General features: G+C 72.6%; 13 protein-coding genes. 3 read left to right on the forward strand and 10 right to left on the reverse strand.

Annotated elements, in window-relative coordinates; genetic code table 11:
• Positions 1-138: 138 nt before the first annotated feature.
• From nudC to ACFY0U_RS40870, 5 genes are all read right to left on the reverse strand, one after another.
• Positions 139-1,080 (reverse strand): NAD(+) diphosphatase, encoded by a 942-nt coding sequence (gene nudC / locus ACFY0U_RS40850; RefSeq protein WP_388644957.1) that lies wholly within the window; start codon positions 1,078-1,080, stop codon positions 139-141.
• A gap of 152 nt (positions 1,081-1,232) precedes the next feature.
• Positions 1,233-2,645: a dipeptidase gene (locus tag ACFY0U_RS40855; RefSeq protein WP_388644958.1), complete on the reverse strand. Its 1,413-nt coding sequence runs from the start codon at positions 2,643-2,645 to the stop codon at positions 1,233-1,235.
• A gap of 10 nt (positions 2,646-2,655) precedes the next feature.
• Positions 2,656-6,207 (reverse strand): UvrD-helicase domain-containing protein, encoded by a 3,552-nt coding sequence (locus ACFY0U_RS40860; protein ID WP_388644959.1) that lies wholly within the window; start codon positions 6,205-6,207, stop codon positions 2,656-2,658.
• Positions 6,208-6,323: 116 nt separating this feature from the next.
• A complete protein-coding gene (locus ACFY0U_RS40865) occupies positions 6,324-9,743 on the reverse strand; it encodes an ATP-dependent helicase (RefSeq protein ID WP_388644960.1) in 3,420 nt (1,139 codons plus the stop codon).
• Between the two features lie 275 nt (positions 9,744-10,018).
• Entirely contained in the window at positions 10,019-10,384 is a 366-nt protein-coding gene (locus tag ACFY0U_RS40870; RefSeq protein WP_266888333.1) for an MGMT family protein, read from the reverse strand.
• A gap of 186 nt (positions 10,385-10,570) precedes the next feature.
• On the opposite strand from ACFY0U_RS40870, the gene ACFY0U_RS40875 reads away from it, so the two are divergent.
• The 3 genes from ACFY0U_RS40875 to ACFY0U_RS40885 all read left to right on the forward strand — a co-directional run bounded on the left by ACFY0U_RS40875 (position 10,571) and on the right by ACFY0U_RS40885 (position 16,613).
• The gene (locus tag ACFY0U_RS40875) at positions 10,571-13,273 is read left to right on the forward strand and encodes a lysylphosphatidylglycerol synthase domain-containing protein (RefSeq protein ID WP_388644961.1); all 2,703 of its coding nucleotides are present in this window, start codon (positions 10,571-10,573) and stop codon (positions 13,271-13,273) included.
• Positions 13,274-13,378: 105 nt separating this feature from the next.
• Positions 13,379-14,923: an alpha/beta hydrolase gene (locus tag ACFY0U_RS40880; RefSeq protein ID WP_388644962.1), complete on the forward strand. Its 1,545-nt coding sequence runs from the start codon at positions 13,379-13,381 to the stop codon at positions 14,921-14,923.
• Between the two features lie 130 nt (positions 14,924-15,053).
• Positions 15,054-16,613, forward strand: a complete 1,560-nt coding sequence (locus tag ACFY0U_RS40885) for an alpha/beta hydrolase (RefSeq protein ID WP_388644963.1) — start codon at positions 15,054-15,056, stop codon at positions 16,611-16,613.
• A 62-nt stretch (positions 16,614-16,675) separates the two neighbouring features.
• Here ACFY0U_RS40885 and moeZ read toward each other — a convergent pair whose 3' ends face one another.
• The 5 genes from moeZ to ACFY0U_RS40910 form a co-directional block, all read right to left on the reverse strand.
• The gene (moeZ, locus tag ACFY0U_RS40890) at positions 16,676-17,854 is read right to left on the reverse strand and encodes an adenylyltransferase/sulfurtransferase MoeZ (RefSeq protein ID WP_388644964.1); all 1,179 of its coding nucleotides are present in this window, start codon (positions 17,852-17,854) and stop codon (positions 16,676-16,678) included.
• 63 nt (positions 17,855-17,917) lie between these two features.
• Positions 17,918-18,667 (reverse strand): spherulation-specific family 4 protein, encoded by a 750-nt coding sequence (locus ACFY0U_RS40895; RefSeq protein ID WP_388644966.1) that lies wholly within the window; start codon positions 18,665-18,667, stop codon positions 17,918-17,920.
• Entirely contained in the window at positions 18,655-19,614 is a 960-nt protein-coding gene (locus tag ACFY0U_RS40900; RefSeq protein WP_388644968.1) for an NAD-dependent epimerase/dehydratase family protein, read from the reverse strand. Before ACFY0U_RS40900 ends, ACFY0U_RS40895 begins: the two co-directional genes overlap by 13 nt.
• Positions 19,615-19,795: 181 nt before the next feature.
• Positions 19,796-21,184 (reverse strand): hypothetical protein, encoded by a 1,389-nt coding sequence (locus tag ACFY0U_RS40905; RefSeq protein ID WP_388644969.1) that lies wholly within the window; start codon positions 21,182-21,184, stop codon positions 19,796-19,798.
• Positions 21,181-22,875: a DUF3492 domain-containing protein gene (locus ACFY0U_RS40910; RefSeq protein ID WP_388644970.1), complete on the reverse strand. Its 1,695-nt coding sequence runs from the start codon at positions 22,873-22,875 to the stop codon at positions 21,181-21,183. The genes ACFY0U_RS40905 and ACFY0U_RS40910 overlap by 4 nt, the downstream gene beginning before the upstream one ends.
• Positions 22,876-22,898: the final 23 nt, after the last annotated feature.

Below are 22,898 nucleotides of genomic sequence, written 5' to 3' on the forward strand. Positions count from 1 at the left end.
GCGCTGGGGTTTGTCTCCCCCTGGTTCGGCCCTCACCTAACGCGCCGGGGGCCTTGTTTTCAAACACGTCCCCCCCGGGGGGCGGGCGGGGGCGCGGGGGGGGGGGGGCCCGGGGGGGGCCCCCCCCCCACCGCGTTGTCACACGCTGCGCGTCGGCAGCGGCTTTCCGTACCAGAGCTCGATCAGACGGGCCGCGATCGAGATGCCGTAGGGCGGCAGGACCTCGCCGGAGTCGAAGGCGGCGCTCAGTTCGTCGCGGGAGAACCAGCGGGCCTCGCCGATCTCGTCGCCGTCGACGTTGATCTCGGTGGAGGTGGCGCGGGCCAGGAAGCCGAGCATGAGGCTGGACGGGAAGGGCCAGGGCTGGCTGGCGATGTACTCGACCTGACCGACGGTGATGCCGGCCTCCTCGAAGACCTCGCGGCGCACGGCTTGCTCGATGGACTCGCCGGGCTCGACGAAGCCGGCGAGTGTCGAGAAGCGGCCCTCGGGCCAGTGGACCTGGCGGCCCAGCAGGATCCGGTCGTCCTCGTCGGTGACGGCCATGATCACGGCGGGGTCGGTGCGCGGGTAGTGCTCGGCACCGCAGGCCTGGCAGCGGCGGATGTGGCCGGCCGCTGCGATGACCGTGCGCTCACCGCAGCGGGAGCAGAAGCGGTGGGTGCGCTGCCAGTTCTCCAGACCGACCGCGTGCACCATCAGGCCCGCCTCGCGCGGTGACAGCAGCAGCCCCGCCTCGCGCAGACCCGCGGGGCGCGCGGACTGGTCGATGCGGCCGGGCAGGGCGTCCTTCTGGAGGGCGAAGTAGCTGACGCCCTCCTCGTCGATGCCCAGGAAGTAGCGGTGGGCCTCGGTGAGCGGGGCCTCGAAGGCGGGCGTCATGAGGAGTTCGGTACGGCCGTCGGCCGTCTCGTCGATGAGGACCTGACCGCCGGACACCACGAAGCAGCGGGTCGTGGGGTGGCTCCACGCCGCCGCGAGCCAGGCCTCGTCGAGCCGGTGGTGGGCGGCCCGGTCGATGCCGCTGGGGGCGGTGAGCGAGATGGGTCGATCGGCGGTGTGGTCGGTCCAGGTGGTCACGGGTACTTCCAACTCCCCCGGTGGAACGGATTGTTTCGGCGGGCGGTGCGGCGGGACGTACGGCGGGAGGCGACCGCGTCCGGTGTTCGGCGGTGCGGGACAGCCCTTCCAGTCTGCCCCGCGCTCCGTGCCGGTCCGGACGCTCGGGATGATCAGGGTGCGTGCCGCCAGTGCTCAGCGAGGTCCCCCCACAGGTACGCGGTGGTCTCGACGCCCTTGAGGAGCAGGTCGAGCTCGACCTTCTCGTTCGGCGCGTGCCAGCCGTCGGAGGGGACGGAGATACCGAGGAAGAGCACGGGGGCGCCGAGCACTTCCTGGAGGTCAGCGGCCGGCCCGGAGCCGCCCTCGCGGGTGAAGCGGACGGGCTTGTCGAAGGCGCGGCCCATGGCGCGGACGACGGACTGCAGGGCCGGGTGGTCCAGCGGGGTCAGACACGGGCGGGTGGCCGCGCCGAACGTGATCTCGCAGCGGATCCCGGCGGGCACCTGCTCGGCCACCCACGCGCGGACGGCCTTCTCGATGTGATCCGGGTCCTGTCCGGCGACGAGGCGGAAGGACAGCTTCACCATCGCGGAGGACGGGATGATCGTCTTGCTGCCGGGGCCCTGGTAGCCGCCGCCGATGCCGTTGACCTCGGCGGTGGGGCGGGCCCAGACGCGCTCCAGGGTGGTGTGGCCGGCCTCGCCGTGGGTGGCGTACGACTTGGCCGTGCGCAGCCATTGCCGCTCGTCGAAGGGCAGCTCGGCGAAGAGTTCGCGCTCGCGGTCGGTCAGTTCGACGATGCCGTCGTAGAAGCCGGGGACGGCCACGCGTGCGTGCTCGTCGTGCAGGGCGGCGACAAGGCGGGCGACGGCGGTCGCCGGGTTGGGCACGGCGCCGCCGAAGGAACCGGAGTGGATGTCCTGGTCGGGGCCGTGGAGCCGGATCTCGCACTCGGCGAGGCCGCGCATGCCGGTGCAGACGGTGGGGGTGTCCTCGGCCCACATGCCGGTGTCGGAGACGATCACGGCGTCGGCGGCGAGCCGCTGCGCGCGGTCCTCGACGAGGGCACGGAAGTGCGGCGAGCCGGACTCCTCCTCGCCCTCGATCAGCAGCTTGAGGTGCACGGCGGGCGTGCTGCGGCCGGTCGCGGCGAGGTGGGCGCGGACGCCGAGTGTGTGGAAGAACACCTGGCCCTTGTCGTCGGCCGCCCCTCGCGCGTAGAGCCGGTTCTCGCGGACGACGGGTTCGAAGGGCTCGCTGTCCCAGCCGTCCTCCAGGACGGCGGGCTGCACGTCGTGGTGGCCGTAGACGAGGACCGTCGGTGCCCCGGGGACGTCGGAGGGCCACTCCGCGAAGACGGCGGGGGCGCCGGGCGTCTCCCAGACCTCGGTGGTCGGGAAGCCGGTCTCCTGGAGTCTGGCGGCGAGCCAGTCGGCGCTGCGGCGTACGTCGGGCGCGTGGTCGGGCTGGGCCGACACGGAGGGGATGCGCAGCCACTCGGCGAGGTCGTCGAGGAAGGCGGTGCGGTGCTGCTCGATGTACGTACGGACGGCGCTGACGGCACTGTCAACGGGGTGGCTCATGGTCACGAGCCTATCGGCCCGCACCGACATCCTCGGTGGGCGGTTCCTCACAGTTCGCTTGCGCGGAAGGGGCGGAAGGGACGGAAGGGTCCTCCAGCAGCAGCCGCTCCAGCGCACTGCGGTCCGCGAGGCCGTCCGGCCGGTCGATCTCACCGCTGCGGACGTACAGGAACGCGGCCGTGACCGACTCCAGGGGCACCCCCTGCTGCTCGGCCCAGGCGAGCCGGTACAGGGCGAGCTGAAGCGGGTCGGCGGTGCGGTCGCGGTTGGTCTTCCAGTCGACGATCTCGTACGTCGCCGTCTCGCCGTCGCCCTCTTTGTAGACCGCGTCGATACGGCCCCGCACCACGCGACCGGCGATGGCCAGCTGGAAGGGGGCCTCCACGCGATAGGGCGTGCGATGGGCGTACTCGGTGCGCTCGAAGGCGTCCTTGAGAGCTTCCAGGTCGCGTTCGTCGGCGATCTCGGCCTCGCCGCCGGGCAGTTCCTCCGGTTCCAGCATGGGCAGCGTCAGCGCCTCGAAGCGAGCCTCCACCCATGCGTGGAACCGGGTGCCTCGGCGTGCGGCGGGTTGCGGGGGGCGCGGCATGGGGCGCGCGAGTTCCTGCGCGAACCCGTCCGGGTCGGCGGCCAGACGCAGCAGCTGGGACGCGGTGAGCGACGCGGGCAGGGGTACGTCGGTGACGGCCTCCCGCGCGCGCAGGAGCTCGCCGGTGAGGGCGTCGAGGTCGCGGTCCCAGGAGGCGAGGGTGCGGGCCTCCTCCGGGGTGAGGCGGGGGCGGGCGGGCTCGGTGTCCGGGTCGGGTTCCGCCGGGTGGGCACGCGCGTGCGTGGTCGCGTCCGTGTCCGGTGCCGTCGCCTGGTGCGGGACGGTCGGGCGGTCCGTCGTCCAGGTGTCCCAGTCGGCGGAGTCGTCGAGGTCGCCGGAGTCGTCGGGGAAGGCCTCGTCCTCGTAAGGAGGCTCGTGGTAGGGAGGCTCGTCGTCCTCCGGTGGCGGCCAGTCCGGGTCGCTGTACGTCTCCGGGTCGTGCTCGGCGGCGGGGTGGCCGTCCGCGTGGGTGGCGAGGCGCTCCAGGTGGGTCAGGACCGTCTCGGCGGCGGTGCGGCGGCGGGTCAGGGCGGTGTCGTCGAGGGGCAGGGGCCAGACCTGGTCGACGGTGGCCGCGTGCAGGGCCGGGTTCTCCTCGTCCTCGGCGGGCTCGTCCGCCCACGCCTCGATCTCGCCGTGGCCGGCCTCGCAGTGCTCGTACAGGGCCTGGAGGAAGTCGGACGGGCCGCGGGGCTTCTTCTGGGCGGGCCCCCACCAGTGGCCGGAGCCGAGGAGGAGGGAGCGGGGGCGGGTGAAGGTGACGTAGCCGAGGCGGAGTTCCTCGGTGTGCTGGTGCTCCTTCATGGCCTCCTGGAAGGCCTTGAGGCCGCGGGAGTCCCACGCCTCCACGTCGGGCAGGGTGGCGGCGTCGCCGCGCAGGTCGTGCGGCAGCACCTTGCCCTGGGCGGTCCACTTCTCGCGGCCCTGGGTGCTGGGGAAGGTGCCGGTGACCAGGCCGGGGACGGCGACGACGTCCCACTCCAGGCCCTTGGACTTGTGCGCGGTGAGCACCTTGACCGTGTTCTCGCCGCCGGGCAGGGCGTTGTCGAGGCCCTTCTCGTACTGGGCGGCGGTGCGCAGGAAGCCGAGGAAGGCCAGCAGGGTCGCCTCGCCGTCTCCCGCGGCGAACGAGGCAGCGATGTCCAGGAAGTTGGACAGGGTCTCGCGGCGGCGGGCGGCCAGGGCGTGCGGGGACGCCGACAGCTCGACCTCCAGGCCGGTGACGGCGAGGACGCGGTGCAGGACGTCCATGAGCGGGTCGGCCAGGGAGCGGCGCAGGTCGCGCAGCTCGGTGGCCAGCCGCGCGAACCGCACGCGCGCGTCCGGTGAGAAGGGCAGCCCGTCGTCGTCCCCTCCTCCGTCGAACGGTGTCTCCAGGAAGGTGTCCAGGGCGTCCGCGAGCGATATCACCTCGGACGGGTCGACCCCCTCGACGGCCTCGGCGAGCCGACGGTCCGGGTCGTCGTCGCCGTCCACACGCGCGTGGGACACGAGTCGCCGGGCACGGCGCCCCAGGAGGGCGAGGTCGCGCGGGCCGATGCGCCAGCGGGGGCCGGTCAGCAGCCGGACCAGGGAGGCATTGGCTCCGGGGTCCTGGAGGACCTCGCAGACGGCGACCAGGTCGGCCACTTCGGGCAGGTGCAGCAGGCCGGAGAGTCCGACCACCTCGACCGGGATGTCCCGGGCGACCAACGCGCCCTGGATCTCGGCGAAGTCGGTCGCCGTGCGGCACAGGACGGCGATCTCGCCGGGCGCCTTGCCGGTGTTCACCAGATGCGCGATCGAGCCGGCGATCCAGTCGATCTCCTCGGCGTGGGTGCGCAGCAGGGCGCAGCGCACCATGCCGTCGCGTTCGGCGCCGGGGGCCGGGCGGAGGGCCTCCACGCCCGCGTGCATGGCGCGCAGGGGTTCGGCGAGGCCGTTGGCGAGGTCGAGGAGGCGGCCGCCGCTTCGGCGGTTCTCGCTGAGCGACTGACGGGTGGCCAGCCGGCCGTCGGCGTGGGCGAAGTGCTCGGGGAAGTCGTCGAGGTTGGCGACGGAGGCGCCGCGCCAGCCGTAGATCGCCTGGCAGGGGTCGCCGACCGCGGTCACCGGGTGGCCGGTGCCGGCGCCGAAGAGGCCTGCCAGGAGGACGCGCTGGGCGACGGACGTGTCCTGGTACTCGTCGAGCAGCACCACGCGGAACTCGTCGCGCAGGATGCGCCCCACGTCGGCGATCTGGGCGAGTTCGGCGGACAGGGCGATCTGGTCGCCGAAGTCGAGGAGATCGCGCTCGCGCTTGGCGGCGCGATAGCGGACGACCAGGTCGGCGAGCTCGCGGCGGGCGGCGGCCGCTTTGGGGACTTGCCTCAGAGCGTCATTGCTGAGCTTGGCGCCCTCCAGGGAGAGCAGCAGCTCGGCGTCGTACGCGCGCAGCGCCTCCGGTCGTACGAGGTGTTCGGCGAGCTCGGCGTCGAGGGTGAGAAGGTCGCCGACCAGGTCCGGGAAGGAGCGGGTCAGCGCCGGGTAGGGGCCCGGGGCTTCGCGCAGCACGCGCGCGGCGAGCTGGTAGCGGGTGGCGTCGGCGAGCAGCCTGGAGGTCGGTTCGAGCCCGATGCGCAGACCGTGGTCGGTCAGCAGGCGGCCCGCGAAGGCGTGATACGTCGAGATCACGGGCTCGCCGGGCGGGTTGTCCGGGTCGATGACGTCGGGGTCGGTGACGCCCGCCTTGATGAGCGCCTTGCGGACGCGCTCGGCGAGCTCGCCGGCGGCCTTGTTGGTGAAGGTGAGGCCGAGGACCTGCTCGGGGGCGACCTGGCCGGTGCCGACCAGCCAGACCACGCGGGCGGCCATCACCGTCGTCTTGCCCGACCCGGCACCGGCCACGATCACCTGCGGTGCGGGCGGCGCGATGATGCAGGCCGTCTGCTCCGGGGTGAACGGGATACCGAGGAGCTCCTTGAGCTGATCGGGATCGGTGATGCGGGCGGCCATGTCGGAGAGGCTAGCGGCGCCCACTGACAGTCGAGGACGAATCGCCCTCCAGGCCCTGTCCGGGTCAGAAGAAGCGCAGGTCAGCACGGGTGGTGCAACCGATCACACCAGTGCGGTCACTCGACCACGTGCCGCCCCTCGGGCCGCGCGCTGCACGAGGCCCGGAACGCGCAGTGCGTGCAGTGCTGCCCGGCGCTCGGCGTGAACCGCTCGTCGAGGACCTTGCCGGCGGCCGTGGCGAGCAGATCGCCGACCCACTCCCCTTCGAGCGGCTCCTGTGCCTGCACCTTGGGCAGCGTCTCGCCGCCGTCGCGCTTGGCGGCGCCCTGACGCAGCTGGACGAGTTCCGCACCGCCAGGCTCCGGACGTACCCCGTCGAAGGCCTCGTCGACGGCACCCTCCCGGACGGCCAGCTGGTAGACGGCGAGCTGCGGGTGGTGCTCCACCTCCGCCTTGCTCACCGCCTGCTTGCCGGTCTTGAAGTCGACGACGTAGGCGCGGCCCTCGCCGTCCGCCTCGACGCGGTCCATCTGGCCCCGGATGCGCACCTCGTAGTCGCCGGCTCCGAGGGTGACGTCGAAGTCGTGCTCGCTGGCGACCGGTGTGCGTCCGGTGCGGTCCATGACGTGCCACTGAAGGAAGCGTTCGAGCGCCACGCGCGCGTTCTCCTTCTCCTGCGCCGACTTCCAGGGCGCGTCGAAGGCGAGCGCGTTCCACACCGAGTCGAGGCGTTCCATGAGGACGGCGAGATCGGCCGGGGTGTGCCCGGAGGCGACCTCGTCGGCGAGGACGTGCACGACGTTGCCGAAGCCCTGGGCGACCGTGGCGGGCGCGTCGGCCTTCACCTCGCGGCCCAGGAACCACTGGAGGGCACAGGTGTTGGCGAGCTGGTCGAGGGCGCTGCCGGAGAGCACGACGGGCTGGTCTCGGTCGCGCAGCGGCACCTTGGACTCGGTCGGCTCGAACATGCCCCACCAGCGGTAGGGGTGGGCGGACGGGACGAGCGGTCGGCCGTCCTCGTCTGCGAGTGCGGCGAGCCGGGCCAGCCGGCGGGCGGCGGCCTCCCTGAGGGTGTCCGAGACACGTGGGTCGACGGTGGTGGCACGGAGTTCGGCGACGAGCGCGGCGACGGACAGAGGGCGGCGCGGGCGGCCGGTGACGTCCTTGGGCTCGACGCCGAGTTCGGTGAGGAAACGGGAGGGCTGGTCGCCGTCGTCCGCGGGCGCCTTGACCGCCGTGACGACCAGGCGTTCACGCGCGCGTGTGGCGGCGACGTAGAACAGACGGCGCTCCTCGGCGAGCAGGGCTCCCGGGGTGAGCGGTTCGGCGAGTCCGTCGCGGCCGATCCGGTCGGCCTCCAGGAGGGAGCCGCGGCGGCGCAGGTCGGGCCACAGGCCTTCCTGGACGCCCGCGACGACGACCAGGCGCCACTCCAGGCCCTTGGAGCGGTGCGCGGTCATCAGGCGGACGGCGTCGGGTCGGACGGCACGCCGTGTGAGGGTGTCGGCGGCGATGTCCTCGGCGTCGATCTCCTCCAGGAAGTTGAGGGCGCCCCGGCCGCCGGTGCGCTCCTCCGCGCGCGTGGCGGTCGCGAACAGCGCGCACACGGCGTCCAGGTCGCGGTCGGCGTTGCGTCCGGCCGCGCCGCCGCGCCGGGCGGCGCGCTCCAGGCGCGTGGGCCACGGTGTGCCCTCCCACAGGTCCCAGAGCGCCTCCTCGGCGCTGCCGCCGCCCGCGAGACGCTCACGGGCCTTGCGCAGCAGTGCTCCCAGCCGCTGGGCGCCGCGCGCGTACGCGGGGTCGTGCACGGCCAGCCGCTCCGGCTCGGCGAGCGCCCGCGCGAGCAGCTCGTCGGAGGGCGGCGGCAGCGGGTTGCCGGCGGCCCGCTCCTCGTCGCGCAGGGCCCGTCCGAGGCGGCGCAGGTCGGCGGCGTCCATGCCGGCTAGGGGGGAGGCGAGGAGCGTGAGGGCGGTCTCGGTGTCGAGCCAGCAAGGGGGCGGCTCTTCACCGGGTGCCTCCCCAGCGGGCGCATCCTCAACGGATGCCTGCTCAGCGGACGCCTCCCCAGCGGGAGCAGCCTCCTCGGTGGGTGCTTCCCCAGCGGCGGCCTCCCCCACAGGAACCCCGTCCGGACGCCCCGAGGCCTCCGCCGTCGCCACGGCCCGCAACGCGGTCAGCAGTGGCGCCACCGCCGGTTCGTGCCGCAGCGGCAGATCGTCGCCGTCGATGTCGAGGGGCACCCCCGCCGACGTCAGGGCGCGTCGGACCGTAGGGATGGTGCGTGACCCCGCGCGCACCAGCACGGCCATCTCGCCCCACGGGACGCCGTCCTCCAGATGCGCCCGGCGCAGGATGTCGGCGATGTTGTCCAGTTCCGTGCCGGGTGTCGGGTAGGTGAAGACCTCGACGCGACCGCCCTCCCGGACCGGGGCGAGCTCGCGGTGGGCGCGTACCTTCTCCGCCGGGAGCCGGGTCAGCGGCATCCGCTGGGTCAGCAGCCGGGTCGCGCCCAGCAGGGCTTCGCCGGAGCGGCGGGAGGTGCGCAGGACCTCGACGGGTGCCGGACGGCCGTCCACGCGCGCGAAGGCGTGCGGGAAGTCCAGGATGCCGTTCACGTCGGCACCCCGGAACGCGTAGATCGACTGGTCGGGGTCACCGAAGGCGACGAGGGTGCGGCCACCGCCGGCGAGGGCGTGCAGCAGCCGTACCTGTGCCGGATCGGTGTCCTGGTACTCGTCCACGAACACGGCGTCGTACTGCGCGGCGAGCCGCCCGGCGACCTCGGGGCGGTGGGCGAGGAGCACCGCGCGGTGGACCAGTTCCGCGTAGTCGAGGACACCTTGCAGGTCGAGGACGTCGAGGTACTCGGCGAGGAAGGCGGCCGCGGCCCGCCAGTCGGGGCGGCCGATGCGGCGGGCGAAGGCGTCCAGGGCGCCCGGGCCCAGGCCCAGTTCGCGGCTGCGGGCGAGCACCGCGCGGACCTCGTCGGCGAAACCGCGGGTGGTCAGGCAGGCCCGCAGCTCGTCCGGCCAGCGCACATGCGCGAGGCCGAGGCGCTCCAGGTCGGGCTGGCCGGCGAGCAGGCCGCGTACGGCGACGTCCTGCTCGGGGCCGGACAGCAGCCGAAGCGGCTCCACGAACAGGTCGCTGTCCTGGTGGGCGCGGACCAGGGCGTAGCAGAACGAGTGGAAGGTGGTGGCCCGGGGCGCGCGGGCGGCCCCTGTGCGCAGGGCCATGCGGTCGCGCAGTTCGACGGCCGCCTTGCGGCTGAACGTCAGCACCAGCACGCGCGCGGGGTCACCGCCCCGGGCGATCCTGGCCGCCACGGACTCCACGAGCGTGGTGGTCTTGCCGGTGCCCGGACCTGCGAGGACGAGCAGCGGACCGGCCCTGTGCTCAACCACGGAGCGCTGTGCGGCGTCCAACCGAGGGGGATCCACGCGGGTCGGCGGGGTACGCACCAGTCGGTAAGCGCCACGGCTCCCCTGCCGCACCTGGGGGTGCGGCAGGCGCCTGGTGAAGGAAGAGGAGCTCACGTGGTTCGCCGGTCCTGGTGGGTGTGCTGTTCGGGCGTCCGCCGTGCGTGCAGGGCGGTGATCGCGGGATGAGGGGGACGCGTGCAGCCGACGCTACGCCGACGGAGAGATCGGAAGCAGGTCTTCCGCTTCTTCCCGTACGACCCACACGGCGCTCGCGACACCTGCGTCCCTCGCCCCACGAACGTACGGCATGCCACGGACGTGCCCGCTTTCGTCCGTTTCCCCCGTACGGATCACAGGCTCCCCCCGGACCCGTCCGATGGCGGAAGCTGTCAGGTGTGACCCTCCGCGCGTTCACCGCCGTCCCACCGCGCCCGCTTCATGTCGAGGCGCGGCAGGTGGCCCTCGGCGGCCCTGCTCGCCGTCTTCAGCGGCGTGCCCTCGGCGCGGTAGTGGTCGAGCGCCCGCAGCTCGTGGCCCGGGAGCAGGACACCGTCCGAGCGGACGACCCGCCACCACGGGACGGCTCCCCCGTAGAGGGCCATCACCCGGCCGACCTGGCGCGGGCCCCCTTCCTCCAGCCACTCGGCCACGTCGCCGTACGTCATGACGCGCCCGGGCGGGATGAGTTCCGCCACTTCCAGGACGCGCTCGGCGTACTCCGGCAGGGCGTCGCGCGGAAGACTCTCGTCACTCATCCGCCCCATCCTGCCCCACCCCACCGACAATGTGACGCGCTGACCACCGTGCGTATCCCTCGCCCCGGGGCGGCGCTTCGGGCAGACTGTGCGCCCCCGCGTTTGCACCCTGATGCCCCCGTGTGTCGGTGGGGCATGCCACCATCGTGCGGGCGGTGACCGGTGATACGAGATCAAGAAGAGACGATGAAGCAACAGGGCGTGCACCCGGAGGGCGCGGAGAGCACCTCTGACGCTTCGTCGCGCCCGGACACCAGTGAGGAAGAGACGGCGGCCGAGTTCGAGGACGAGACGCACAGCGACGAGGTCGAGGGCGACGAACCCCTCCTCCCCGCGCGCGTGCACCGTCCGTCGGACCTCATGCGGCTCCTCGTCGGTGTGCTGGCGGTGGTGATCCTGCTGGCCATCGCCGCGTTCGCGCACGGCACCACCTCGGGTCTCGAACAGGACATCAACAAGGGCACCGGACAGGCGCCCGACCTGCTCATCAAGATCGCCGGCCTGGCCTCCAGCATCGCGATCCTGCTGGTGCCGGTCGCCTTCGCGATCGAGCGGCTGATCAAGCGCGACGGGCTGCGCATCGCGGACGGCGTGCTCGCGGCGGTCCTCGCGCACGGAGTGACCCTCGCCACCGACCTGTGGGTCGCCAAGGCCGCCCCCGACTCGATCCAGGAGGCGCTCACCCAGCCCTCCCCCGGTGACATCCAAGCCCTCACCGACCCGGTGCACGGCTATCTCGCGCCGGTCATCGCGTACATGACGGCGGTCGGCATGTCGCGCCGGCCGCGCTGGCGCGCGGTGCTGTGGATCGTGCTGATGCTCGACGCCTTCTCGATGCTCGTCACGGGCTACACCACACCGTTCTCGATCATCCTGACCGTGCTGATCGGCTGGACCGTGGCCTACGGCACGCTGTACGCGGTCGGCTCGCCCAACGTCCAGCCCACCGGGCGGACGCTGATGGCGGGCCTTCGGCACGTCGGCTTCCACCCGGTGAGCGCGGCCCGCGAGGAGGTCGCGGAGACGCCGGAGACCGGCGACCGCGGCCGGCGCTACTTCGTCACGCTGGAGGACGGTCCGCCGCTGGATGTGACGGTGGTCGACCGGGAGCAGCAGGCACAGGGCTTCTTCTACCGCGCGTGGCGCAATCTGACCCTGCGCGGCTTCGCCACCCGCAGCAGCCTCCCCTCGCTGCGCCAGGCCCTGGAGCAGGAGGCCCTGCTCGCCTACGCGGCCATCGCCGCGGGTGCCAACGCCCCCAAGCTCATCGCCACCTCCGAACTCGGCCCCGACGCCGTGATGCTCGTCTACGAGCACACCGGCGGCCGCACCCTCGACTCACTCGCCGACGAGGACATCACCGACGACCTGCTGCGGGACACCTGGCACCAGGTGCGGGCCCTTCAGTCCCGGCGCATCGCCCACCGGCGCCTCGTCGGCGACGCGATTCTGGTGGATCGTTCCGGCACGGTGATCCTCACCGATCTGCGCGTCGGTGAGATCGCGGCCGGTGACCTGCTGCTGCGCATGGACATCTCCCAGCTGCTGGTGACGCTCGGCCTGCGGGTGGGCGCCGAGCGCGCGGTGGCCGCGGCGGTGAGCGTGCTCGGCCCCGACACCGTGGCCGACTGTCTGCCCATGCTCCAGCCCATCGCCCTCAGCCGCTCCACGCGCGCGACGCTGCGCACCCTGGCCAGGGAACGCGCCCAGCGAGAGCGCGACGCGATCCTGGAGGCGTCCCGGCAGGCCAAGCAGGCCCGGCTCGAGGAAGCGCACGACGACGCCGTACCCGTACTCGAGAAGCCCGACAAGAAGGCCGTACGCGCGGAGGCGCGGGCCGAGAAGCGGGCCATCGACGAGGCGCTGGACGAGGCCCGCGAGGAGGACCTGCTCACCCAGATCCGTCACGCGGTGCTGCTCATCAGGCCGCAGGCGCCGGTCGAGCCGGCCCGTCTGGAGCGGGTGCGGCCGCGCACCCTGATCAGCGTCATCGCCGGTGCCATCGGCGCGTACTTCCTGCTGACGCAGCTCACCCACATCGAGTTCGGCCCGCTCATCCAGAACGCCGAGTGGGGCTGGGTCGCCGCCGCCGTGCTGTTCTCGGCGGCGAGCTACTTCGCGGCGGCGATGTCGCTGCTGGGATTCGTGCCCGAGCGGGTGCCGTTCATGAGGACCGTGGGAGCGCAGGTCGCCGGGTCGTTCGTGAAGATCGTCGCGCCGGCCGCGGTGGGCGGTGTCGCCCTCAACACGCGCTTCCTGCAACGCCAGGGGGTGCGGCCCGGGCTCGCGGTGGCCAGTGTGGGCGCCTCGCAGCTGTTCGGGCTCGGCTGCCACATCCTGATGCTGCTGTCCTTCGGCTATCTGACCGGCACCGAGAAGACACCGTCGCTGTCGCCGTCCCGGACGGTCATCGCGGGCCTGCTGACGGTGGCGGTCCTCGTGCTCGTCGTCACCTCCGTGCCGTTCCTGCGGAAGTTCGTCGTCACGCGCGTGCGGTCGCTCTTCGCGGGCGTCATCCCCCGCATGCTCGACGTGCTCCAGCGGCCCCAGAAGCTCCTCACCGGCATCGGCGGCATGCTCCTGCTGACCGCCTGCTTCGTGATGTGCCTGGACGCCTCGATCCGCGCCTTCGGCACCGAGGGCTCCTCGATCAGCCTCGCCAGCGTCGCCGTCGTCTTCCTCGCCGGCAACGCGCTCGGTTCGGCGGCCCCGACACCCGGCGGTGTGGGCGCGGTGGAGGCGACCCTGACGGTCGGTCTCATCGCCGTGGGCCTGCCCAGCGAGGTCGCGGCACCCGCCGTGCTGCTGTACCGGTTGCTGACCCTGTGGCTGCCGGTGCTGCCGGGCTGGCTGGCCTTCAACCACCTGTCCCGCAAGGGCGCGCTGTAGGCACGGACCTACGTCGTACGCGTGCCTCGTACGACCGTCACGCGCGCGTACCTCGTACGGCCCGTGCCCCGAGCGGCCCGGGAGGCCCGACCGCAGGATGGGGTCATGCCGAACCCTCCCCGCCCGCGCGTCGCTGCCCTGGCCGTCTCCGCCGTCCTGCTGTCCACCCTCCTGGCGGGCTGCGGCGACGACTCCGAGGACCAGGACGTCACGGCTCAGAAGCTGAGCTGGAAGGACTGCCCGGCACCGAACGCGGCGGAGGGCGGCGGTGACGCCCCGTCACCTCTGCCGAACGGCGACAAGTGGCAGTGCGCCACCCTGAAGGTGCCCCTCGACTGGGCCGAGCCCAAGGGCGACAAGATCGGGCTCGCGCTGATCCGGGCGAAGGCCAGCGGCGACGAGAGCAAGCGGATCGGCTCCCTGATCTTCAACTTCGGCGGCCCCGGCGGCTCGGGCGTCACCACGCTGCCCGCCTTCGGCGAGGACTACGCGAAACTGCGCACCCGCTACGACCTGGTGAGCTTCGACCCGCGCGGGGTGGGCCGCAGCGCCCCCGTGGAGTGCCTCAACGACCTTCAGCTCGACGCGTACTTCCAGCTGGACGCGACCCCCGACGACGCGGCCGAGCGCACCAAGCTCCTGGACGACACCAAGGAGTTCAACGCGGCCTGCGAGGACAACTCCGAGAAGGTGCTCCCCCATGTGCGCACCACCGACGCGGCCCGCGACATGGACCTCATGCGCCAGATCCTCGGCGACGAACAACTGCACTACTTCGGAATCTCGTACGGCACCGAACTCGGCGGCGTCTACGCCCACCTGTTCCCCAAGAAGGTGGGCCGCGCCGTCTTCGACGCGGTCGTCGACCCGACCGAGGACTCGGAGCAGGGCTCTCTCGGGCAGGCCAAGGGCTTCCAGCTCGCACTCGACAACTTCGCCGAGAACTGTGTGTCGCAGACCGAGGACTGCCCGATCGGCGACAGCGCCCAGGACGTCAAAGCCCGTATCGCCAAGCTGCTGAAGGACCTCGACAGCACGCCGATCCCCGGACTCGGGCTGCGCAGGCTCACCCAGACCGCGGCGACCAGCGGAATCGCCCAGTCGCTGTACTCGCAGGACTTCTGGGAGTACCTCACCGAGGGCCTGGAGCAGGCGTACGCCGGGGACGGCCGGGTGCTGATGCTGCTGGCCGACTCCATGAACGGGCGCAACCAGGACGGCGAGTACAGCAATCTGAGCGCGGCCAACATCGCCATCAACTGCGCCGACGACAAGCCCCGTTACACCGAGGACTACGTGGAGCGGAAGCTGCCCGAGTTCCGGTCCGCCTCGCCGATCTTCGGTGACTACCTGGCGTGGGGCATGGTCAGCTGCACCGACTGGGCGGTGCCGGGCGCCGCCGAGCACCCCGACGTGAGTGCGGTGGGCTCGGCGCCGATCCTCGTCATCGGCAACACCGGCGATCCGGCCACCCCGTACGAGGGCGCGCGGAAGATGGTGGAAGCGCTGGGCGAGGACGTGGGCGTGGAGCTGACGTACAAGGGGCAGGGGCACGGCGCGTACGACAGCAAGAACACGTGTGTGCAGAGCGCGGTGAACGGCTACCTGCTGGACGGGAAGGTGCCGACGGCGGGGACGATCTGCTCCTGACCCGAGGATTCCGGAAAATCAGCAGGTCAGAGCGTTATCCACAGGCATGCGCAGCCGTGATGCGGGCCGCCTACCATGGCATGACCGCCATCCGCGGCACGGTGCGGACGGCCTGCAAGGGGGGACTGCGATGACGCGTTTCGTACGGTGGACGGCTCTGGCCGCCGCCGCGGCACTGCTGGTGGGGGGCTGTAGCGGCGGCTCGTCCGACGACGGCAAGGGCGGCGAGGGGACGAACACGGCCACTCCGTCGTCGGGTGCCTCCGACACCGAGGCGGCGGTCGCGCCGCCGTCCTCGCTGACCTCCCAGAAGCTCGACTGGAAGGGCTGCGAGGGCACGGCGGACTCCCCCGCGCCGAGCAGCGAATGGCAGTGCGCGACGCTCAAGGTGCCGCTGGACTGGGCGAAGCCGGAGGGGAAGACGATCGGTCTGGCGCTGATCCGCGCCAAGTCCCGCGGTGACAAGAGCGAGCGCATCGGCTCGCTGCTGTTCAACTTCGGCGGCCCGGGCGGCTCGGGCGTGTCCATGATGCCGCTGTACGGCGCGACGGTCTCCACCCTCCGCGAGCGGTACGACCTGGTGAGCTGGGACCCGCGCGGGGTGGCCGCCAGCGAGGGCGTCCGCTGTCGCAGCGACAAGGAGATCCAGTCCGCCGAGAGCGTGGACGCCACGCCGGACACCGCGGCCGAGGAAGCGGCGTACTTCAAGGACGCCGCCACCTTCGGCAAGGGCTGCGAGAAGTCCGCCGGGGCACTGCTCGCGCATGTCTCGACCACCGACACCGCCCGCGACATGGACCTCATGCGCCAGGTGCTGGGCGACACGAAGATGCACTACTTCGGCATCTCCTACGGCACCGAACTCGGCGGCGTCTACGCCCATCTGTTCCCGAAGAACGTGGGCCGGCTGATCCTCGACGCGGTCGTCGACCCGAGCGCCGACACGGTGGGCCACGCGGAGAACCAGACCCGCGGCTTCCAGCGGGCGCTCGACGACTACCTGAAGTCGACCGGCCAGGACCCCGAGCAGGGCACGCGGAAGATCGCCGACCTGCTCAAGGAGCTCGACGCGAACCCGCTGCCGACCGGCTCCGACCGGAAGCTCACCCAGACGCTCGCCGTCACCGGCATCGTCCTCCCCCTGTACAGCAAGGCCAGCTGGCCCACCCTGACCAGTGCGCTGGAGGCCGCGGAGCAGGGCGACGGCTCGGAACTGCTGACCCTCGCCGACGGCTACAACGAGCGGGACACCGCGGGGCACTACGGCACGACGACCCACTCGCAGCGGGTCATATCGTGCCTGGACGACAAGCAGCGGCCGACCGCCGCGGAGACGAAGAAGCTGCTGCCGACGTTCGAGAAGCTCTCGCCCGTCTTCGGCGCCTTCCTGGGCTGGGACACGGCCGGCTGGTGCCACGACTGGCCGGTGACCGGACAGTGGGACACCCCGGAGGTCAGCGCTCCCGGTGCTCCGCCGGTCCTCGTGGTCGGCAACACCGGCGACCCGGCGACGCCCTACGAGGGCGCCCGCAAGATGGCGGACGAGCTGGGCAAGGACGTCGGTGTGGTGCTCACCTGGAAGGGCGAGGGGCACGGGGCGTACGGCAGCGGGAGCGACTGCGTCGACTCCGCGGTGAACGCGTATCTGCTCAAGGGCACGGTGCCGAAGGACGGCAAGGTCTGCTCATGACGACGGCGGGGGTTGCCCGCACTCGTGGTGCGTGCAACCCCCGCCGATCGCAGCAGGTCCGGTCAGTACACCGGCTTGTCGGGCTCGATCTGGTTGACCCAGCCGATCACGCCGCCGCCGACGTGCACGGCGTCCGCGAAGCCCGCGGACTTCAGCACGGCGAGGACTTCCGCACTGCGGACACCCGTCTTGCAGTGCAGGACGATCTTCTTGTCCTGCGGCAGGCTCTCCAGGGCGGTGCCCATGAGGAACTCGTTCTTCGGGATCAGCTTGGCGCCCGGGATGGAGACGATCTCGTACTCGTTGATCTCGCGGACGTCGATGATCTCGATGTTCTCGCCGTCGTCGATCCACTCCTTGAGCTGCTTGGGAGTGATCGTCGAACCGGCGGCCGCCTCCTGGGCCTCCTCGGACACGACGCCGCAGAAGGCCTCGTAGTCGATGAGCTCGGTGACGGTCGGGTTCTCGCCGCAGACCGCGCAGTTGGGGTCCTTGCGGACCTTGACCTGGCGGTACTGCATCTCCAGGGCGTCGTAGATCATCAGGCGGCCGACGAGCGGCTCGCCGATGCCCGCGAGGAGCTTGATGGCCTCGTTGACCTGGATGGAGCCGATGGACGCGCACAGCACGCCCAGGACGCCGCCCTCGGCGCAGGAGGGCACCATGCCCGGCGGCGGGGGCTCCGGGTAGAGGCAGCGGTAGCACGGGCCGTGCTCGGCCCAGAAGACCGAGGCCTGGCCGTCGAAGCGGTAGATCGAGCCCCACACGTACGGCTTGTTCAGCAGCACGGCCGCGTCGTTGACGAGGTAGCGGGTCGCGAAGTTGTCGGTGCCGTCGACGATCAGGTCGTACTGGCTGAAGATCTCCTTCACGTTCTCGGCCTCGAGCCGCTCTTCGTGGAGGATCACGTTCACGTACGGGTTGATGCCGAGGACGGAGTCGCGCGCGGACTCGGCCTTGGAGCGGCCGATGTCGGCCTGGCTGTGGATGATCTGGCGCTGCAGGTTCGACTCGTCGACCTCGTCGAACTCCACGATGCCGAGCGTGCCCACGCCCGCCGCGGCCAGGTACATCAGCGCCGGCGAGCCCAGGCCGCCGGCGCCCACACACAGCACCTTGGCGTTCTTCAGCCGCTTCTGCCCGTCCATCCCGACGTCGGGGATGATCAGGTGGCGGGAGTACCTGCGGACCTCGTCTACGGTGAGCTCGGAAGCGGGCTCGACCAGGGGTGGCAGCGACACGGGGACTCCGTTGGTCGGTCAATCACTACAGTTGTTCTCCCCGTAACACTGCCATGGCCTTCTTCATTCCGAGACACCTGTTCCGATCCGCGAGACGATTTCGTCCCAGTAGCCGGGCATGGTCTCCCAGGGATCGATGCGGCCGCCCCGGTCCGTGCGGTCCGTGAAGTAGATGGTGGAGGCGCCCTGCCAGCGGGCTATCCGCAGCGCCTCGTCGAGATGGCCGCCCGGCACCCCGTGGACGAGGTGGCAGAAGCGCTCGGGCGGATGGTCGGCGGTCCACTCCGCCACCTGCGACCAGCGGTAGTCGCTCCACGGGCCGGAGAAGGTGACCAACTGGTCGGCGCTCTCCGCGTAGCCGGGGTGCGGATGGGTGCCGTGGCCCAGGACGACATGGGCGTCGTCGCGGATCACGCGGAGCGTGGCGACCGTGCGGCGGATCTCCGGGAGCGCCGCACGTTCGGTCGGGCAGCGGTCGAGGAGGAAGCCGTCGGCCTTGTACCAGTCGATGTAGCGGTGCGCGTCGGAGATCATCTCGCCGAAGCCGCGCGCTCCGTACGTCGTGTCGATGTGGCCGAGGACCCGGACGCCCGCGTTGCGCAGGCGGCCGGCCGCCTCCAGGCAGTGCGGGTCGGGGCGGCTGCCGGGACCGTCGGCGACGTTGAGGACGACCCAGTGGACGGGGGTGCCGGGGCGGGTGAGTTCGGCCCATTCGGCGGGGGCGACCAGGGGGTGGGCGAAGCCGGGGACACCGACGCCGGTATGGAGTTCGGTGCCGGACGCGGTCTTCTTCGTGCTGGTCAGATGCGGCATGCCGCCTCCATCCAGATGTCGGCGAGGGACTCTTCGAGGTTGATCCGGGGGCGCCAGCCGAGCCGGTCGCGTGCGGTGCGCACATCGGCCTGCTGCCAGCTGCCGCAGCCGTCCGGGTACGGGTACGCGGCCGGAGCGGCATGGTCTGGTTCGGAGCGGGGGTGGCCGATGGATGCCCTCAGCGGGCCGGGAGGTCCGTCGAGTTCGTGGAGCGCGCCCCCGTATCCGGCCACGCGGGCCAGGACGGCGGCGGCGTCCCGGAGGCGGACGGCACGGCCGGAGCCGATGTTGATGACCCCCTGCGCGGCGGAGAGGCTGGCGGCGTGGACGGCTCGGGCGACGTCGCGGACATCGATGAAGTCGCGCTGGGCGCCGAGGCCGCCGAGCTTGAGTTCGCCGTCACCGGACTGCATGGCGCGGCGCATGGCCTCGGCGAGGCGGCCGAGCGGGGAGCCGGCGGGGGTGCCGGGACCGGCCGGTGAGAAGACGCGCAGGACGACCGCGTCCAGGCCGGATCCCAGGACCAGTTCGGTGGCGGCGAGTTTGCTGACGCCGTACGGGCCGCCGGGGCGGGGGACGGCGTCCTCGGCGGTGGAGGAGCCGGGCTGGCTCGGGCCGTACTCGGCACCGCAGCCGATCTGGACCAGCCGTGCCCCGCAGCCGCTGCGGCGCAGGGCCTCGCAGACGGTGGCCACGGCGACGGTGTTGTGGCGGGCGAGGTCACGGGCGCCGCCGCGGGTGGCGCCCGCGCAGTTGATGACCACGCCGGGGTGGACCGCGTCGAGGAAGCGGGTGAGTGCTCCGGGGCTGCCGGACGCGAGGTCGAAGCGGACGTCGGCGTCGTCGCCGCGGCCGAGGGCGGTGAGCTGGACGGCCGGGTCGGCGAGCAGGCGGTCGGCGACGAAGCGGCCGAGGTAGCCGTTGGCTCCGATCAGCAGGACCCTCATCGTGCGGCTCCCGTCGCCGGGTCTTCGGGTCGGGAGGTGTTCATGTGGTGCTCTCCTGTCAGAACGGTGTGCCGCCGATGGTGGGGCGAGATGCCCGCGGCGGCCTGGTGGTGTGGGTGGGGGCGCGCGGGGCGCCGCCGTACTGCTTCGTCGTGCGATGTCGGGTCCACGCCCCGTCGCCTCACCACTGCTGGTCCGTGGGGGCGTGGGCCGAGGCCCTTGTGAGCCTGCGGGTCGCGTGCAGCAGGAGGGTGAGCGCTCCGGCCGCGCAGGCGAGCGTCGGGACGCCGCCCGGGCCCCAGGCCTCGGTGAGGGTCTCGATCGGGGTGCCCAGGAAGTCGCAGCCCGGGAGGCGGGCGGTGAAGACCGAGGCGATGGCCGTGAGCTCCGCCATGACCGTGACGGTCAGGACGAGTGCGGGGGCGTGGGTGAAGCCGTGGGTGGTGAGGAGACGGGACAGGAAGAAGAGGGCGCCCAGGGTGAGGGTCTGGGCGGGGCGGGCGGGTTCGTCCAGGGCTGCCGAGGTCGGGATCAGCAGGGCCGTCAGGGCGCACAGGTACAGGGCGAACACGCCGAACAGCAGCGGCAGTACGGAGGCGGTGAAGTCCTCCAGGCCCCGGCTGAGCGTGAGTCTGCGGCGGGCTCGGGTCGTGAAGAGGTGGGCGGTCCAGGCCGCGGGGGCGCAGGACAGGGTGAGGGCCAGGACGGGGGCGGCCGTCAGGGGCCAGGGGCCGTCGGGGGTGCCGGTGGGGAGGGCGTCGGGGCCACCGCCGACGGCTGCCTGGAGCAGGCCGTCGCCGAGGAGGGCGTAGGCGATCAGCCAGCAGGTCAGGGTGAGGATGCGGGGTGGTGAGTGGTGGGTGGCGCTCAGGGGGCCGCGGGTCAGTGCGGCGCGCAGCGACAGAGCCACGGCGACCGTGCCCACGACCGCCGCGACCAGGCGGGGCTGACCGTCGGTGAGTCGGAGGCCGGCCACGGTCGCGGCGCACAGGGCGCCCGGTAAGAGGGTGAGCAGGATCCAGTCGGCGCTTGCTCGGGGCGCGTCGGTGGGCGTGGCGGGTGCGGGGGTTTCGCCGTCTCTCGACACGCGCGCGTACATCTCCTCCGCGAGGGAGAAGACGTCCCGGTGGCGGAAGCGGGTCGCGGTGCGGTCGGTGACGCCGTGCGCCTCCAGGCCCGCCGCGATCTCCAGGGGGTCCACGGCCCGTTCGCACAGCTCGCGGTGGCGGTGGATCAGGGCCTTCACGGGGTCCGCGGCGGCGCGGCGGGGGGCTGGGGGCTGTCTGCGGGCCGGGGTCGCCTCGGGGGCGCGGGAGGTCTTGCGGCCCTCGTCTCCGGTGGCTGTGACGGTTTCGGCGCCGTCGGCCTCGACGCCCGCGCCCTCAGCACCGTCACCCTCAGCGCCGTCGGCCTCGGCACCCGCCCCCTCAGCACCGTCGCCCTCAACGCCCTCGCCCTCTGCGCCCTGTGCGCCGCCGCCGTCCCCCGCCAGCCACTCCTCCGACCGCGCGTCCCACGGGCCGGGGCTGGCCGGGGTGCCGGGGCGGTCCAGTTCGCCGAGGTCGCTCATCGCGCTCCCTCCGTGGCGGGCAGCGGGCTGTTGGCACGTACCGGAGGACCTGCCGCCCAGCCGGGGCCGCCACGGGCCACGACCCGTGCCCCGGAGTCCGTCCAGCGGCCGGGCATATGGGCCTCGGCGGGGACGGCGAACGGGAGCGGCTCTCCTGTGGTGCCGTCGAGGACGACCCGGCGGACCGGGTGCCGCGAGACGATCTCCAGGTAAATGCCGTGAAATGCCGTGATGTTCTGGTCGACGGTGAACAGTTCGAGCGCACGCGCGCGTGCGGCGGCGCCCAGGCGCTCACGGCGCTCGGGGTCGCGCAACAGGGTCACGCACGCCTCGGCGAGCGCCCGCGGATTGCGCGGGGGCACGACGAGTCCGGTGCCGCCGATGACCTCCACCACCGCGCCCACGTCCGTGGACACGGTCGCGCGGCCGCAGAACATGGCCTCCACCAGGCTGATCGGGAAGCCTTCGACCACGCTGGACAGGACGGTCACGGCGCCCGACGCGTACGCGTCGGCGAGGGCCGGGACGTCCGGGCCGCCGATCTCCCCGAAGGAGACCGGGTTGTCGCCGACGGCGTGCAGTCCGTCCGCCTCGTCCGGGAAGAGCTGCGCGGCCAGCGCCTTGCAGTGGCCGAGGTAGGCCGTGCCCTCGGGTCCGGCGGGCACGCCGATGATCCGCAGCCGGGTCTTCGGCTCCTCCTTGCGGATCTCCGCGAAGGCGTGCAGGAGGGAGATGAGGTCCTTGGTCGGTTCGATACGACCGACCCAGATCAGGGTGTCGGGGTCCGCGCCCTCCGGGGACTCGCCGACCTCCGCGAAGCGGGCGGCGTCCATGCCCGGATAGACCGTGCGGATCTTGTCCCGGTCGGCACCGCAGCGCTCCTGCCAGCGGCGGGCGTGCGTGTTGCCGGGGGTGACGAGCGCGGCGCGGCCGTAGATCTCGGCGGCGAGCCGGCCGTGGAAGGCGGCGAGCAGCGACCGCACCGACGGCGAGGCCTCCGTGGCGGACAGGTAGTGCGTCCGCAGCCGCACCCCGTACTCGGTCACCAGCAGGGGCACGTCGGAGAAGTGGCGGGCGAGCAGTCCGGGCAGCGCGGCCGGACCGCCGGAGGCGGCGTGGCACAGGTCGACCGAGCCGAGCCCGTCGTCCTCGTACCAGTCGAGGGACAGGGGGCGCAGCGCACGCTCCAGGTGGGCGGCCACGGCGAGCAGATCGGGTACCCGCGCCTCGCGGGCCGGGCGGCCGGCGCCCGGCGCACGACAGGCGCGTTCGAGGGCGCGTACGGCGGCCTCGGAGCGGAGCGCGCCCACCAGCCCGCCCTCGTCGCGGGCCAGTTCGGCGAGACCGTACAGGGCGTTGCCGAAACGGTCCGCCTCAAGGGCCGACGGCTCCTCGGAGGGCCCCGCGCAGAGCACGGCCGCCAACTCGCCGTAGCACTCGGCGAACCGTCGGCGCGCGCGGCGCCCGTACCCGACGCCGTCGTCCTCGGCCGTCCACAGGGGCGCCGTACGCACCCGGCTGACCTGCGGAGGAAGCGGGACCCAGCCCTCGTCCTCCTGCTGCTCGCTGCGGCTGAGCGCGTAGATGTCGAACTCGTGCTGCCCGAGCCCGCGCACGAGCCGGTCGCACCAGAGCCTGGCGTCACCGCTCACATACGGATAGCCACCCTCCGTAAGCAGTCCGATGCGCACGAGCGCACCCCCGATCTCCCGTA

This window comes from Streptomyces sp. NPDC001536 (assembly GCF_042894505.1).
GTDB lineage: Bacteria > Actinomycetota > Actinomycetes > Streptomycetales > Streptomycetaceae > Streptomyces.

Excerpts from the sequence above, each read along its gene's own strand:
- ACFY0U_RS40855 (WP_388644958.1), bottom strand. The coding sequence starts at position 2,645 with ATGAGCCACCCCGTTGACAGTGCCGTCAGCGCCGTCCGTACGTACATC.
- ACFY0U_RS40860 (WP_388644959.1), bottom strand. The coding sequence starts at position 6,207 with ATGGCCGCCCGCATCACCGATCCCGATCAGCTCAAGGAGCTCCTCGGT.
- ACFY0U_RS40870 (WP_266888333.1), bottom strand. The coding sequence starts at position 10,384 with ATGAGTGACGAGAGTCTTCCGCGCGACGCCCTGCCGGAGTACGCCGAG.
- ACFY0U_RS40875 (WP_388644961.1), top strand. The coding sequence starts at position 10,571 with ATGAAGCAACAGGGCGTGCACCCGGAGGGCGCGGAGAGCACCTCTGAC.
- ACFY0U_RS40880 (WP_388644962.1), top strand. The coding sequence starts at position 13,379 with ATGCCGAACCCTCCCCGCCCGCGCGTCGCTGCCCTGGCCGTCTCCGCC.
- ACFY0U_RS40885 (WP_388644963.1), top strand. The coding sequence starts at position 15,054 with ATGACGCGTTTCGTACGGTGGACGGCTCTGGCCGCCGCCGCGGCACTG.
- ACFY0U_RS40895 (WP_388644966.1), bottom strand. The coding sequence starts at position 18,667 with ATGCCGCATCTGACCAGCACGAAGAAGACCGCGTCCGGCACCGAACTC.
- ACFY0U_RS40900 (WP_388644968.1), bottom strand. The coding sequence starts at position 19,614 with ATGAGGGTCCTGCTGATCGGAGCCAACGGCTACCTCGGCCGCTTCGTC.
- ACFY0U_RS40905 (WP_388644969.1), bottom strand. The coding sequence starts at position 21,184 with ATGAGCGACCTCGGCGAACTGGACCGCCCCGGCACCCCGGCCAGCCCC.